The organism is Marinobacterium marinum, from assembly GCF_013868415.1.
GTDB lineage: Bacteria > Pseudomonadota > Gammaproteobacteria > Pseudomonadales > Balneatricaceae > Marinobacterium > Marinobacterium marinum.
This window is the reverse complement of the sequence record NZ_JACEMT010000036.1, coordinates 15,652-30,170: the sequence shown is the minus strand read 5'-3', so window position 1 is coordinate 30,170 and position 14,519 is coordinate 15,652. Positions and strand designations below refer to the sequence as shown.

General features: G+C 56.5%; 12 protein-coding genes and 8 tRNA genes. 13 read left to right on the top strand and 7 right to left on the bottom strand.

Annotated elements, in window-relative coordinates; all coding sequences use genetic code 11:
* The first annotated feature begins 2 nt into the window (after positions 1-2).
* The 5 genes from pgi to H1S06_RS03905 are packed head-to-tail and all read left to right on the top strand — an operon-like array spanning position 3 to position 6,441.
* On the top strand, positions 3-1,652 hold the full coding sequence (pgi, locus tag H1S06_RS03925; RefSeq protein WP_181737438.1) for a glucose-6-phosphate isomerase: 1,650 nt from the start codon (positions 3-5) through the stop codon (positions 1,650-1,652).
* Positions 1,643-2,923 carry a nucleotide sugar dehydrogenase gene (locus H1S06_RS03920; RefSeq protein WP_181737437.1) on the top strand — a complete coding sequence of 427 codons (1,281 nt, stop codon included), beginning with the start codon at positions 1,643-1,645 and terminating at the stop codon, positions 2,921-2,923. The genes pgi and H1S06_RS03920 overlap by 10 nt, the downstream gene beginning before the upstream one ends.
* Positions 2,924-2,960: 37 nt before the next feature.
* Positions 2,961-4,346 (top strand): undecaprenyl-phosphate glucose phosphotransferase, encoded by a 1,386-nt coding sequence (locus H1S06_RS03915; protein ID WP_220183756.1) that lies wholly within the window; start codon positions 2,961-2,963, stop codon positions 4,344-4,346.
* A 12-nt stretch (positions 4,347-4,358) separates the two neighbouring features.
* Positions 4,359-5,633: an O-antigen ligase family protein gene (locus tag H1S06_RS15685; protein WP_181737435.1), complete on the top strand. Its 1,275-nt coding sequence runs from the start codon at positions 4,359-4,361 to the stop codon at positions 5,631-5,633.
* Positions 5,626-6,441, top strand: a complete 816-nt coding sequence (locus H1S06_RS03905; RefSeq protein WP_181737433.1) for a glycosyltransferase family 25 protein — start codon at positions 5,626-5,628, stop codon at positions 6,439-6,441. Before H1S06_RS15685 ends, H1S06_RS03905 begins: the two co-directional genes overlap by 8 nt.
* A gap of 48 nt (positions 6,442-6,489) precedes the next feature.
* On the opposite strand, the gene H1S06_RS03900 is transcribed toward H1S06_RS03905, so the two are convergent.
* From H1S06_RS03900 to H1S06_RS03875, 6 genes are all read right to left on the bottom strand, one after another.
* Positions 6,490-7,365 carry a UTP--glucose-1-phosphate uridylyltransferase gene (locus H1S06_RS03900; RefSeq protein WP_181737431.1) on the bottom strand — a complete coding sequence of 292 codons (876 nt, stop codon included), beginning with the start codon at positions 7,363-7,365 and terminating at the stop codon, positions 6,490-6,492.
* 11 nt (positions 7,366-7,376) lie between these two features.
* Complete coding sequence (locus tag H1S06_RS03895; protein ID WP_181737429.1) at positions 7,377-8,660, bottom strand: Wzz/FepE/Etk N-terminal domain-containing protein; 1,284 nt, start codon at positions 8,658-8,660, stop codon at positions 7,377-7,379.
* A gap of 63 nt (positions 8,661-8,723) precedes the next feature.
* Positions 8,724-8,885, bottom strand: a complete 162-nt coding sequence (locus H1S06_RS03890) for an oxidoreductase-like domain-containing protein (RefSeq protein ID WP_181737427.1) — start codon at positions 8,883-8,885, stop codon at positions 8,724-8,726.
* 2 nt (positions 8,886-8,887) lie between these two features.
* Positions 8,888-9,817, bottom strand: a complete 930-nt coding sequence (locus tag H1S06_RS03885; RefSeq protein ID WP_181737425.1) for a LysR family transcriptional regulator — start codon at positions 9,815-9,817, stop codon at positions 8,888-8,890.
* Between the two features lie 165 nt (positions 9,818-9,982).
* Positions 9,983-10,058, bottom strand: a tRNA-Gly gene (locus tag H1S06_RS03880).
* A 16-nt stretch (positions 10,059-10,074) separates the two neighbouring features.
* Positions 10,075-10,150: transfer RNA gene (locus H1S06_RS03875), tRNA-Glu, on the bottom strand.
* 130 nt (positions 10,151-10,280) lie between these two features.
* Between H1S06_RS03875 and H1S06_RS03870 the strand changes: the two genes are divergently transcribed.
* The 8 genes from H1S06_RS03870 to H1S06_RS03835 all read left to right on the top strand — a co-directional run bounded on the left by H1S06_RS03870 (position 10,281) and on the right by H1S06_RS03835 (position 13,841).
* Positions 10,281-11,054 (top strand): hypothetical protein, encoded by a 774-nt coding sequence (locus tag H1S06_RS03870; protein ID WP_181737423.1) that lies wholly within the window; start codon positions 10,281-10,283, stop codon positions 11,052-11,054.
* Between the two features lie 96 nt (positions 11,055-11,150).
* Complete coding sequence (locus tag H1S06_RS03865; RefSeq protein ID WP_181737420.1) at positions 11,151-13,232, top strand: putative bifunctional diguanylate cyclase/phosphodiesterase; 2,082 nt, start codon at positions 11,151-11,153, stop codon at positions 13,230-13,232.
* A gap of 88 nt (positions 13,233-13,320) precedes the next feature.
* A tRNA-Glu gene (locus H1S06_RS03860) sits at positions 13,321-13,396 on the top strand.
* A 1-nt stretch (position 13,397) separates the two neighbouring features.
* A tRNA-Gly gene (locus H1S06_RS03855) sits at positions 13,398-13,473 on the top strand.
* 21 nt (positions 13,474-13,494) lie between these two features.
* Positions 13,495-13,570 (top strand) — tRNA-Glu (locus H1S06_RS03850).
* Positions 13,571-13,572: 2 nt separating this feature from the next.
* Positions 13,573-13,648: transfer RNA gene (locus H1S06_RS03845), tRNA-Gly, on the top strand.
* A 23-nt stretch (positions 13,649-13,671) separates the two neighbouring features.
* Positions 13,672-13,747: transfer RNA gene (locus H1S06_RS03840), tRNA-Glu, on the top strand.
* Positions 13,748-13,765: 18 nt separating this feature from the next.
* A tRNA-Gly gene (locus H1S06_RS03835) sits at positions 13,766-13,841 on the top strand.
* A gap of 123 nt (positions 13,842-13,964) precedes the next feature.
* Here H1S06_RS03835 and H1S06_RS03830 read toward each other — a convergent pair.
* Complete coding sequence (locus H1S06_RS03830; protein WP_181737418.1) at positions 13,965-14,375, bottom strand: PA2817 family protein; 411 nt, start codon at positions 14,373-14,375, stop codon at positions 13,965-13,967.
* Positions 14,376-14,519 lie beyond the last annotated feature (144 nt).

Genomic DNA, 14,519 nt, shown 5'->3' with positions numbered 1-14,519 from the left:
ACATGGATAAACAGGTCAGTCTTGATGCCCTGTGTACGCAAAAAGCGGGTTCAGCAACCCTTGCCACCCTGTTTCAGCAACAACCGGATCGTGGTGAGCACTGTCGGGTAGAGGCGCCGCATCTGCAACTGGATTACAGCAAGCAGCGGGTGACCGATGAGTCTCTTCAGGCATTGGAGCAGCTGGCCGAGTCGGCCGACCTGCCGGGGAAGCGTGCGCGTCTGTTTGCTGGTGAGGTGGTCAACCCCACGGAAAACCGTGCGGCCTGGCATACCGCCTTGCGTGTGCCGGCTGAAAAGCAGACCGATAGTCAGTGCTGTGTTGAAGAGCAGCTACAGCGCATGTCTGTTCTGGTTGAACAGATTCAAAGTGGTGTTTGGCGCGGATTTTCCGGTAAACGTATCCGTGATGTGGTGAACCTGGGAGTGGGCGGCAGTGATCTGGGGCCTTTGATGGTAACGCATGCCCTGCGTGAACATGCCCGGCTTGAAGCCCGTAGCCTACAGGTACATTTTGCATCGACCATTGATGGTAGCCAGCTGTTTGATCTGTTGGACCACTTGAATCCGGAAACCACGCTGTTCATTGTGTCGTCCAAATCCTTTACCACGATTGATACGCTGTCCAATGCCCGCACGGTGCGCTCCTGGTTGCGCAGTTTCTGTGATGATGATGCCTTGATTCTGCGATGCCACTTTGTTGGTGTGTCGGCGGCAAAGCAGAAGATGGATGACTGGGGGATTCCGTCTGAAAACCAGTTGTACTTCTGGGAGTGGGTCGGAGGGCGCTTCTCGTTGTGGTCTACCATCGGCTTGCCGATTGCGTTGGCGCTGGGTATGCCGGTTTTCCGCCGCCTGCTGGCAGGGGCGCATGCAATGGACGAGCACTTTAGAACGGCACCCTTGCTGCAGAACCTGCCGGTGATGTTGGCGCTGCTGGGTATTTGGAACGTGAATGGGCTGGATATTCGTGCCCATGCGATTCTGCCGTATGACGGTCGCTTGAAGTACTTCCCCTCATACCTCGAACAGCTGGAAATGGAAAGCAATGGCAAATCGGTTAGCGTTGAGGGTGAGCCGCTAAACCATGCCACCTGCCCGGTGTTGTGGGGTGAAATCGGTGCCAATGCCCAGCATGCGTTTTACCAGCTGCTGCATCAGGGCACTCAATCGGTGGCGTCTGATTTTATTCTGGCGGCGCGTCGTTATGAAAACGCCGAACATTATGCGCATTATGATGAGTTGATGGCGCAGCACACACTGAATATTGCCAACTGTCTGGCGCAATCTCGTGTTTTGGCGTTTGGCAATGAGGCTGTCGAGCCCAGTGACAACCCCTTCCGCCATTATCCGGGCAATCAGCCGTCGTCCACGCTGTTGCTGGACCGGTTGGAACCGGAGTCTTTGGGCGCCCTGGTCGCAGCCTATGAACACAAGGTGTTTACCCAGGCGGTGATCTGGAACATCAACCCCTTTGATCAGTGGGGGGTCGAATTGGGCAAGCAGGTTGCGCTGCAGCTGCAGCCGATGCTGGAGCCTGGCAATGCGGCCGGTCGTGAACGGCTGGACTCGTCTACCCGTGCACTGGCAACGACGATTAATGACTTGAGAGTGCCCTCGACGCAGGATAAGGAGCCCTCCTCATGCGTGTGATGATTGAAGGCCAGGACCTGGTTGCCTGGACGCTGAGTGCTGCCCTGGCATCGACCGGGTGTCGGGTCTCTGTTTCGGCGGACCGGCTGCCCCGTGATAACCAGGAGGTGAATGAACCGGACTTGCTGCGCTTGCTGGATAGCCAGCACCAGAGTGGGCGTTTGCAAACCGGCTATCCGGATACCCGTGCGTCACTGCTGGTGATCGGTCGGGATATGGGCGGGTTTGAATCCTGTTGTCGTTATCTTGAACCCTATTTGAGTGCGGCACTGGATGATGATGGCTATCTCAAGGTCATTGCGCTGGTGCAGCCGCTACCGCTGGGAACGACTGACCGGCTGCAGCAGTGGCTGCAGGATTCAGGGCGGGGACAGGTTAAGGTTGTATACTGGCCGGCCTTCATTCAGGCCGGTCGGGCGCTGGAAAGCCTGATGCGGCCCGAGCGTATTCTGCTGGGCAGTTGTGATGAGGGTGCGATCCAGTTCATGCGCCAGTTGTTGAACCCGTTCAATCGCAGTCGTGACACCCTGATGGTCATGCCGCCAAAAGAGGCTGAGCTGAGCAAGCTGGCGATTAACGGCATGCTGGCAACGCGGGTCAGCTTCATGAATGAGCTGGCACAGCTGGCGGCGGACAAGGGCATTGATATCGAGCAGGTACGCCAGGGCATTGGGTCGGATACACGTATCGGTTTTCAGTATCTGTACCCGGGCTGTGGCTTTGGTGGGCAGGCATTCCTGAAAACCCTGGCGCAGCTGAGCGGTGAGCTGGAGCAGCGTGATACGGAAGGTGTCAGTCTGTTACGCAGTGTCTGCAGTATCAACGAGCAGCAAAAAGATCTGTTGTTTCAGAAACTGTGGCGCTTTTACCGTGCTGACCTGGCCGGTAAACGTGTGGCAATTTGGGGATGTGCCTTCAAACCCAATACCGCTTCGGTTGAGGGCAGTCCGGCATTGACGCTGGTTGAAGCCTTGTTGGCCCACGATGTGGAGCTGGCGGTGTATGATCCGCGTGCCTTGCCGGCCTTGCGCAGGCATCTGGGCGAGCGGGCCGGAGTGGTGTATGCCGATAGCCCCGAGCAGGCAGCCGAGGGGGCGGATGCGTTGATGCTGGTCACCGAGTGGAAGGAGTTTTGGAACCTGGACATGCAGGCTTTGCAGCAGCGGATGCGCAGGCCCTTGCTGCTGGATGGACGCAATATCTATGATCCTGCTGCAATGGAATTGCAGGGCTGGACCTATTCTGCGGTTGGGCGAGGGGTTAACCTCTGATCCTGCTGTTCCCTGTTGTTGACCCCTGGAATATGTGATGTCTGCTTCGTCTTCGACTGCAAGAGTAAGTGCCTATCCGGTACATCGTTTGGCCATGTTATCCGATTGCATGGCGGTTCTGGTGGGCAGTGCCCTGGCGTATCTCTGGCGCTTTGGCATGACCCCTGTATCTGATCGCTTTGTTCTGGCGACCGTGGTGATGGCGCTGTGCGTGGTGCTGGTGAATTTCAGCACCGAGTCGTACAGTCAGTGGCGCACGACAACCCTGTGGCGGTTGTTGCTGAACCTGTTGCGCAACTGGTCACTGGTGGTGCTGGTGGTTGCCACGTTGATTTTCTTTGCGGATGCCTCGCAAAAATACTCCCGTTTATGGCTGGCGCTCTCACTGCTTTTCTCCTTTATTTTGGCTGCCGGTGCGCGTATGTCAGCCAGTGCGCTGCTGGCCCGCATCCGCTCCTCCGGCCGTAACCGGCGTCAGGTCTATTTGCTGGGGCCACCCGCTTCATTGCTGAAAGTGGCGCGCAAAATGCGCAAAAATCGCACAGAAGGCTTTTCCATTGGCGGGGTGACCCGAATGGCCGAGGCTGTCGGGGACGAGGTTCTGGCCGGCGCCGTCGAGCGTATTCGGCAGTCCGGCTGTAACGAAGTGTGGATCTGTATGCCGCTGGAGATGGGGGCGGTCGTCAAGAGGCTGATGTACCAGCTGCGCAATGAAACGGTCGAAATTCGCTATCTGCCGGAACTAACCGACATTCCGCTACTCAACCACCGTGTCAGCTCGGTTGCGGGCCTGTACTCGATTGATCTGAGTGTGACGCCGATGAGCGGCCCGGCGCGGGTATTGAAGCGTTTGGAAGACCTGCTGGTAGGCGGCTTGATTATGCTGCTGATAGCACCGATCTGTCTGGCCATTGCCATTGCGATCAAGTTGACTTCACCGGGACCGGTGCTGTTCAAGCAGTATCGTACCGGCATCAACGGGCGTGAGTTCAAGGTGTACAAGTTCCGCTCCATGAAGGTACACCGAGAACAGGCTGGGCAGGTGACTCAGGCCACCAAGGGTGATAGTCGTATTACCCCCATTGGCGGTTTTTTGCGTCGTACCTCGCTGGATGAGCTGCCCCAGTTTTTTAATGTGTTGCAGGGGCGCATGTCGATTGTTGGGCCTCGCCCCCATGCCTTGGCGCATAACGAGCATTACAAGGAGCTGGTGGAGTCCTATATGCGCCGACATAAGGTAAAGCCGGGGATTACCGGCTGGGCACAGGTCAACGGTTATCGGGGGGAAACCGATACCCTGGAAAAAATGCAGAAGCGTGTCGAATATGACCTTTGGTATATCGACAACTGGTCGCTGTGGCTGGATCTGAAGATTATTGTCCTGACGGTATTCAAGGGATTTATCAACAAAAATGCGTATTAAAAGGATTGTCATGTGAGTGTGTGCAGCGCAGGGAAAGCCTGCTGGCGGGCGCACCGAGACCGATGGCTGTTTGCTGTTAATACCGCGTTGCTGGGCTGGTTCTTTATCGGCTTGAGTGCGCTGGACTTGAACCCCTCTACGTCGGGGCTTTTGCTGCTGGCGCTGCTGTGTGCCGTGCCGACCTTGCAGCATGCGCCGGAGGTGTGGTCGTCGCAGCGCAGTTGGCTGCTGGGGCTATTGCTATACGGATGTTTCCTGATTGGTTATATGGCTCTGGAAGGGGGCGACGAGTTCAGCCGTTTTGATCGACCGGCCCGGTTTGTCGCCATGACGCTGGTGATGCTGTATCTGCTGAGGTTCGGGTTTTCCGGGCGCTTTCTTTGGCTGGCGGTGCTGCTGGGAACCTTGGTGGGTACTTACACCGGTTTGTATGAGGCCTTTGTTGAGGGAGCAAAACGGGCCCGAGGCGACTTTTACCCCATCACGTTTGGCTACCTGATGGCCGCATTAAGCCTGCTCTGCTTTTTTTATGCTCGCCATGAGCAGCAGCTGGCAATACGGCTGACCATGCTGCTGGCCGGGATTGTCGGGATTATCGGGGCGTTCAGTTCAGGCACCCGTGGAGTTGCCGTGATCTTTGCTGCCGTGGCTGTTGCGGCGTTAGTGCGCTGGATATGGCGCAAGGGCATTCGCATGCGCTGGCTGGCAGCAGGGCTCTTGCTGGTCTTGGGTACGCTGACGGTCTGCTATCAAGTGATGCCACAGGTGAAGCGCGCTGTGACTCAAACGCAGTGGGAGTTGCAACAGATTCAGGCCGGTAATCTGACTACTAGTTTCGGGCAGCGCTTGCAGATGTGGTCGGTGGCTTTGCATCTGGGGAGTCAACACCCGGTCACCGGTGTTGGGCACGATCTGGAGCAGATACGCAGCCAGAGTCGGGCCTATATTGAGGAGCGGGGTTTCAGTCAGGGGGCCTTGCAATATCACCATTTTCACAATGCCTACATCGAAGCCTTTGCCAAACGGGGTTTTCCCGGTTTGGCGGTATTCCTGCTGCTGATGGTTGCGGCTCCCTGGGGGATGAAAACCCATTATCGGGATGCGGTGTTAATGATACTGGCCGTATTTGTGGTAGGCGGACTGACCGAGGCCGTCATGACCAGTGGCCGTCTGCTGTATTTGTTGATGGTTGGGGTATCGGTATTCCGGTGCCTGGATTATTTCGAGGTGCGCCGCCAGCGCGAAATGCAGGCGGGCTCCCTGGTCGGAGGCGTGGCCCATGCCTGATCGCAGCACGTCGCCTGATATGATCACGGGGTTTGTGATCAACTTGGACACGGCGGTTGACCGACGCGCCCATATGGAACAGGTGGGCGCGTATTTTGATATTCCACTGACCTTTTTTACGGCGCTGACGCCAACGACGTTGCCGGAGCGCTGGCGTTCGTATTTTTATGATGACCAAGGGCGACCCTGGGCGGATCTCAAGCCGGGAGAGATCGCCTGTTATGCGTCTCACCTTGAGGTGATGTCACAGGCTGTTGAGCGCAATCAGCCCATAGTGATTGCGGAGGATGACTTGCGGCCTTTGGTGGACGCGATCGCGATCCGGGAGTTGCTGGCGTCACTGCCGGATGGCTGGGGGTTTGTGCGCCTGAGTGGTATCGTGAAATCACCGGCCATGCCGCGTGGCACCGAACTGATTGAAACGACCCGCCAGCCCAATAATATGGGGCTGTATCTGGTGTCTCCCTTGGGGGCACGGCGCTTTATCGAGTACAGCTCCCGGCGTTTTCGTGCCATTGATGAAGATTTGCGTCGAGTCTGGGAGCACGGTGCCGTAAATTACTGCACCCCGTCTCCCTGGGTCGAGATCAATATTTTTGATTCCAATATCGATGCGGCAGGTGATCGGGGTGATCTGCCGGAACGTAAGCGCACACGTCTGCTGGGACCATCGCCGTTACAGGTCGGGTGGCAAAAGCTTTGCTGGTGTCGACAGCGGTTTGGTGTGACGGGGTGTGTGCGGCTGATGCTGAATTATCTGACCAACAAGTTCCGTAAAAAATCACGCCGTAGTTGGGTTTTGGAGTAAAGCGGGGCAGGCATACATGGCGGCTTGCCCCTGGTCATATGTGCCGTTTTAGCGCGTCTGCAGATAGGCTTTCAGTTCGCTGGCCGTTTCCGGGTGTTTGAGTCCCAGAGCGATGTTGGCCATCAACAGGCCAGCCTTGTTACCGCAGTCATAGAGGTCGCCCCCCATGGTGAAGGCCTCCAGAGGACTGTTTTCCTGCAGCAGGGTTTTGATGGCATCAGTCAGCTGAATTTCATTGCCGGCACCGCGTGGTGTCGTTTTCAGTAGCTCCATGATGCGCGCCGGCAGAATATAGCGCCCGACGATGGCCAGATTGGATGGGGCTGCTGCCAAAGCCGGTTTTTCCACCACGTCCTGCATGGGCGCACTGTGGCCGCTGGCAGGGCGTGCGCCGCCACAGTCGACAATGCCGTAACGTTCGACCTGGTCTTCGGGTACGGCTTCTACCATGATTTGTCCGGTACCGCTGCTGTGATAGGCGGCCACCATCTGCTGCATGTCAGGCGTGTTGCCGTTCGCATCGATCAGCATGTCCGGCAGCATAACGGCAAAATCATCCTGTCCGGTCAGGGCGGCGGCGCACAGTACTGCATGCCCTAGTCCCTTGGCTTCATCCTGTCGCACCGATATGACCTGTACGCCGTCCGGCAGGATGTCCCGTACGGCTGCCAGCAGGGCATCTTTGCCTTTGTCGGCCAGTACCTGTTCCAGCTCTGCATTGTGATCGAAGTGGTCTTCAATGGCCGACTTGCCACTGCGGGTCACCAGTACAACCCGGGTAAAACCGGCGGCAACCGCTTCTTCCACAACATGCTGGATGACCGGCTTGTCGACAACGGTCAGCATCTCCTTGGGAATGGCTTTACTGGCGGGCAGCACACGAGTGCCGAGCCCGGCGACCGGGATTACAACGGTATTCAGCATGGGATCTCCTTTCATGCCTTGCTACTGGCGTTTCGGTTACGTACGGCGGCACGGATCAGCGCAATCATAACCCCCAGCATTCCGCCCAGCACAATGGACAGGGCCAGGATCAGAGCCTTTTTCGGCTTGATGGGGTCAGGACTTGCTACAACGGGGCCGTTGGTGAAGGCAAGTTGCAGGTTGTCCGGGAACTGTTCAGTCATGATGTCGACCTGTTCAGCTTTCAGGTCCTGGATCTTCTGGCTGAACTCGGCATCGTCGGTGCGGGCTTTCAGAATCTCGATTTCGCGGTTGGTTTCCAATTCGACCAGCTTGGCCTCCAGCTCGCGAATACGGCCGTCTTCAATGAAGGTCTCCGGACGGGCCTGCAGCTGAGTCAGCTCGGCATTCAGGAAATCGGTGCCCCTCAGGTACAGTGGGTCCTGATTGGAGCGGATATCCGCATTGATCTCGACACGGGGTGAACCGGCTTGCCGCCCTTGCTGGGACAGGGTCGAGGGGCGCTTGATATCCAGTTGTGTGGCGATTTTCAAGGCTTCCTGCAGGCGCTGTACGCGGTCGTTCAGGGTCTGGTTGTACTGATACCGGCGTGCCTTGAGCTGGTCTTCAACCTGTTCAACCTGCAGTTGGTGTTGCTCTTCCAGCTGAGTGATCTGAGCTTCCCGCTTCATGGCTTCGGTTTTGGTGAGCAGTTCAATGCGCTCGTCCAGGAGGCGTAATGTACTGGCTCGGCTGGCGTTATAGTCGTCTTGGAGTTTGTCATGCAGGTAGCGATTGGCCTGGTCCAGATACGCATTCAGGGCCGATGTGGCGGCGGTCGCGCTGGAAGCGGTCAATGAGATAACGGGGGTATCCAGTTCATAGGCGCTCTTATCATCCCTTTTGGGGATGCCGAGGGATAAGCGCTCGTTGAAGCCTTCCAGTTGCTTTTGCGGGTCAGGGTCCTGGCCCAGATCCGCCTTGAAGGCATCCGGCGCCTGCCCGATAAAGCGGGTTTTCACATCGTTGGAGCTCAATGACTGCAGGTACGTCTTGAACAGGGTATTAGTATCCAATCCTTTGAAGTTATGCAGGCTCTGCAGGTCTTTCAGGCTGGAATCCAGGGGGATTTCCAACTGGGCGCTGGCCTGATAGGTGGGGGTGCTCAGGAAGGCGTAGGCACCGCCCAGAAACAGCGTGATGGCGGTAACGATAACGACCAGCCATTTCTGCTTCCAGATATTGGCAACGAGTTCAAACAGGTCGATTTCATCATCATGATGGAAGGCGGGTTGTGTCGGTGTATTGTGTTGCATGTGTCATGATCCTGATGACAAAAATTGTGAATCCGGTGATAGCGGGGGACGAGTGTATCGCTTTTATGTGTGTTCGTCCCGCGGGTTACCGTTGTCGGCTTCCGCTTTCAGTCGCTTCTGCTCGTCTTGCCACAGGCGAAGCTCTTCATAGTAGGTATCCCAAACACAGGGTTCGCAAGCACTTTCGCAGCACTCGCCATCGGCGGGGGGAGTCGGCTTTTCCATTATTATCCTGTCGGGGTGTTACAAAGTTTATTGCATTCTACCGATAGGGTCGGCAACTGGCCATGCACCTTTTTGTGGATCATGCCGGCGAGTTTGCGTACGCCGGGCCGGGCCAGCTCGCCATCGGTTAAAATCAAATACAGCTCGACGCTGCGTTCGCCACTGCTCCCCAAAGGTAGGGGCTTGAGGGCTCCTGAGTGCAGTTGTGGCTGGATGCGTGTGACGGGGTACCAGGCATAACCGATCCCCTTGCCTGCGGCCATCATGGAGGCTTCGATATTGCTGAGCGTCCAGCGTTGTTCTGCACCCAGCCAGCCGGAGTCTACACTGCGGCTGCCTGAATCGCGTACCACCAATTGGCGGTATTGGCGCAGATCGTCGAGCGTCAAGGGGCGATTGAATTGGTGCAGAGGATGATCGGGAGAGGCGCAGGCGATAAAGCGCACATCCATGAGTTTTTCGCCCAGAAAGCCGGGAGGAACGCGCCCGCTTATGGCGAGGTCGACCTGTCGTTTCAGGACGGCCTCATCGCTGCCGCTGAGCACGGTTTCCAGCAGCTCGATGCGGGTGTGGGCATGCTGTTCGGCAAAATCGGCCAGTATGTCCAGCATCCAGCTGCGCGGGAAGATTGCATCCATGGCGATCTGGATCTGGGCTTCATATCCCTGACTGAATTGCCGTGCCAGCTCTTCGGTTTGCTCGGCCTGTGTTAGCAGGTGTTGAGCGTGTCGGTAGAGTGCTTGGCCTGCTTCTGTCAGGGTTGCGCGACGTCCGCTCAGCTTGAATACGCGCACATCCAGGCTGCTTTCCAGCTTTTGAACAGCATAACTGATGGCGGACTGACTTTTGCCCAGTTGTTCGGCGGCTTTGGCATAACCGCCGGCATCGACAACTGCGATCAGGGCCTGCCACTGTTCCAGTGTTACCTGCATGATCTATCCTTTGGCAACACGATGGAATCGGTTGCATGAACATGAGGGTAGGATGTTCCTCTGCAGGTTTGATTGTGGCAATCTGAATATAAAAAGGATACAGGCCGCATCATATTGGCAGGAGAAAAATTTGGCTGATCAGATCGATGGGGTATGTGAAGTGTTTGGAGCGGGAAACGAGACTCGAACTCGCGACCCCGACCTTGGCAAGGTCGTGCTCTACCAACTGAGCTATTCCCGCAAAACACTAAAAGGAGTGGCATCCCGTAGGGGGTTCGAACCCCTGTTACCGCCGTGAAAGGGCGGTGTCCTGGACCACTAGACGAACGGGACACTCCTGATAACTGTCGGTGGCCGACAGCGGTGCGAATATTAATAAGGCTCTTTGCTTGCGTCAAGCGTTTTTTTCGTTTTTTTGTTATAGAATCAACGTCTTTGGTGCATGAATTGAGTGGGTGAGGGCATGAGTCCGACACAAACCGGGTTGATCATTGTTGCAGTGGTTGTGGTTATGGCAATGGTGGCGTTTGTCATTCAGACAATTGAGAACCAGCGCCGTGAACGCCGCATGCGCCTATTGTTACTCAAGGACCAGGTGCGTCGAGCATCCCACTTGCTGCATACCCTGCCGGAGCATTACATCACCCGCGAAATACGTGATGTGCTGGTGCGTTACCTGCAGCAGCGCTGGAAAAGCATCCTGTTGCTGGAAAACAGTCCAGACAACCGCAAGCAGCCTGCCGAGCTGGAGGCGCTGGCCGGGCAGGCATTGCCGGTAGTGGAGCACCCGGAAGGTTCGATGACGCTGCATACGGATCGCCAGCATGCGGAAAGGACAGCCGCCTTGCTGCGAGAGCTGTATCAGTTTTTGACCGAGCTGCAGGCGGGAGGCATGTTGTCGGGGTTGCATGCGTCGGAAGTGATTTATCAGGTGAAGGAAGCCTATACCCGCACACGCCTGGATGTGGAGCTGATGGACGCCATTGAGGTTGAGAACGGTCGCGGTGTGGCGGCGGCCTTGCCGCGCTTTCGCACGGTTTGCGCCAAGTTGCAGGGCTTGAACCAGACACAGCAGCTGGACCGTCAGTTGTACGAAGTGGGAACGCATATTGACCATCTTCAGGCACAGGTTGATGAAGACCGCAAGGCGCGTGAAAAAGAAGAGCGTCAGCGTCAGCAGGAGGAAGCGGCCAAGAATGACCGTTTCAAGCCGGGGGTTTTCAGGTATCACCGTTAAGCAGTATTATCCGTCAATTCCGTTTAACGGCGTCCATTTCCCTGTGTAACCATGATTCGTCGCTTGGCGGTTCATCCATGAACAGAGACTTCCCCAGTGCTTCCCGAATCAGCGGCCCCTTTCAGTGATCTGCATGAGCAGTTGCGCTTTATGCAGGAGAGCCTTGATCACCTGACCGATCTGGTGATTGTGACCGATGCGAGTCCTCGCCCCGTCATTATTTATGTGAATCAGGCTGTCATTACCCGTACGGGATATAACCGTGATGAGTTGTTGGGGCGGACGCCCGGCCTGCTTCAGGGAGAGGGAACCGACCGTGAAGCGGTTGCCCGTATGAATGCGGCAATTGAAGCGCGGGTTGAAGCGCGGGAAGAACTGCTGAATTACACCCGAGCGGGAGATCCCTACTGGATCGAGCTTCATATCCGGCCTCTGCGTGGCAAAAGCGGTGATGTCACCCACTTTGTCAGTACTCAGGTTGACATCACCGAGCGCAAGCGCACCGAGCAGGATTTGCTTCTGTTTCGCCATGCCATTGATCAGAGTCCCTCCAGCGTCATCATTACTAATCGTGAGGGGCGCATTACGTATGTCAACCGCGGGTTTGAAGCCAATACCGGTTATGACGCCAAAGAGGTTTATGGACGCCGACCGGGATTCAGGGCCTGGAGTCGAAAAAGCGAGGAGGAAAAGCGCGCTTTTTGGCAGTGTTTGAACAGTGGACATGCCTGGAAAGGTGAGTTCATCAACCGGCGTAAAAACGGAGACAAGGTCATCAAGCGGGCCATAGTGTCGCCGGTACGGCAGGAAAACGGGGAGATTATTCGGTTTCTGTCGGTGGAACAGGATGTCACGGCTGAAAAAGAGGCATTGGCACAGCTGGAATTTTTGGCGTACCACGATGCTTTGACGGGGTTGCCGGGACGGCGTCTGTTTGAGCAGCATGTGGAGGAGGCTCTGGTGCGTACGCCCGAGGGCACCAGCCTGGCCTTTGTGCTGGTCACAATCGATAACCTGCGGCGGGTAAACGACACGCATGGATACGGAGTGGGTGACGAAGTTTTGAAAAGTGTTGCCCGACGCGTGCAGTCGTATTGTCACGGTGAGGGCGAAATGGCGTCCTGCTTGAGCGGAAACGAATTTTGCCTGTTGCTGAAGGCCGAAGGCTGCGGCAGCCAGGGTTGGTTGCCTGCCCGAATCCAGGCGCTGCAGCGCCTGATGAATGGCCCGGTGGTGGTGTTTGGTCAGACGCTTTCGATATCGTCCAGTGTCGGTGTCGCATGTCTGCCGCAGCACGGCCGTGATTTTGCGACAGCGCGGTGTCACGCGGACCTGGCGCTGAAGCGGGCCAAGCAGCAGGGGGCCGGGTGCTACGCCGTGTTTGAGCCTGAACTGGGGCGAGCGGCGTTGCGCAGGGTGCGGCTGGAGGAGGCGCTGCGCCACGCTCTGCAGCAGGATGCACTGAGTATTGCGGTACAGTCCCAGTATTCGCCTGACGGCCAGGTGCGTGGGGCTGAGGTGCTGGTGCGCTGGCAGCTGGGCCCTGAAGGGCGTCCGGTGTCACCGGCCGAATTTGTACCCATAGCGGAAGCTTCTGGCCTGATCCGGTCGTTGACGCTGCAGGTTTTGGCCAAGGCTCTGGATCTGGCTGCTGGGTTGATGCGGCAAGGAATTGAAATACCGTTATCGGTGAATTTCAGTACCGGGTTATTGCAGGATGACGCTCTGGTGGAGGCTGTGCTGGCGCTTTTGCACGACAAGGGAGTGCCTGCGCGAATGCTGATACTGGAAATAACGGAGAGTCTGTTTATTGACGCGCACCAGGGCGTGCCGGTGAATATGGGGCGCCTGTCGGCAGCCGGTTTGAGATTTTCGCTGGATGATTTCGGTACGGGGTACTCCAATTTGGCGTATCTCAAGCGCTTGCCCTTGTATGAGCTGAAAATCGACAAAAGCTTTGTCGATGATGTGTTGGAGGACGAGGATCGTCGCGCCATTGTGCGGGCGATTCTGGCCATTGCACGCAAGCTGAAGCTGTGTGTCGTGGCGGAAGGGGTGGAAACACATGCGCAGGCAAACTACCTGATTCGGCATGGGTGTGATCTGTTACAGGGGTACGTATTGCACAAGCCCCAGCCGGCCGAGGCCTGGTTGCAGCAACTGATGAAGGAAATGTGAAAAAAATGTAAAAAAGGGGTTGATCCCGTCAAGGGGGATACGTAATATATGCGCCTCCTCAATGAGGAACGCAAAAGCGTCAAGCAGTGTCCCGTTCGTCTAGTGGTCTAGGACACCGCCCTTTCACGGCGGTAACAGGGGTTCGAACCCCCTACGGGATGCCATGCGGGAATAGCTCAGTTGGTAGAGCACGACCTTGCCAAGGTCGGGGTCGCGAGTTCGAGTCTCGTTTCCCGCTCCAAGCGTTTTTGCAACAGGCTGCGTCCCGTTCGTCTAGTGGTCTAGGACACCGCCCTTTCACGGCGGTAACAGGGGTTCGAACCCCCTACGGGATGCCAATGCGGGAATAGCTCAGTTGGTAGAGCACGACCTTGCCAAGGTCGGGGTCGCGAGTTCGAGTCTCGTTTCCCGCTCCAAATGCCTGTAACAGTTTTAGTGTGTCCCGTTCGTCTAGTGGTCCAGGACACCGCCCTTTCACGGCGGTAACAGGGGTTCGAACCCCCTACGGGATGCCAACTCTTGTTTAGAGTTTTGCGGGAATAGCTCAGTTGGTAGAGCACGACCTTGCCAAGGTCGGGGTCGCGAGTTCGAGTCTCGTTTCCCGCTCCAAACTCTCCTCTCAAATACGTTTATATCTTCTCTGTACGCTTTCTAAATCCGGTTTGGTTTCGTGTGGCTTTCGCGTGATATAAGAAGCCCGGACTGCTGTCATTCAGCCCGGACCGGCAAAGCTCAGTGTTTGACGCCAGAGTCGGGTTCAAAAATGGCCTGCCTCAGTTGCAGGTAATCGATGCTGTTTTCGTGTGTCTCGGCTTCCGCCAGCGCTTCATCCAATTGCTGAAACTGCTCGATCTCATCATCGCTCATGAAGTGCAGGCACTCGCCGCCGAACAGCCAGAACAGATCACGTGCGACCAGGTGTACATACTGAGGGTAGGTGCGTACCAGTCGTACCATCAGGTCCTGGCCGTTGTTGAAGGCATCGGGCTGGTGTGTTTCATAGCCTTCCACCAGTTCGGCAAACTGGTCAAGAAACTCCAGGTTGACCGGGTCGATATGTTCGCCTTTGAAGCTCTCCTGTTGCATCAGGTTGTTATAGGCAATTTTCAGCAGGTTGAGATGAAAGGCATGGGAATCAGTCACGCGGTACTCCAAGGGATCGCTGGTGTAATCGGGGTGTCTCGGGCGGGAAGCCGGACAGCAGAACGGGTACAATGGGGCGTGCGGGTTGAATTTTCAAGTTTCAGCCGCACATAGTAGCTCCTCCTGATATGGGAACAGGTTGTT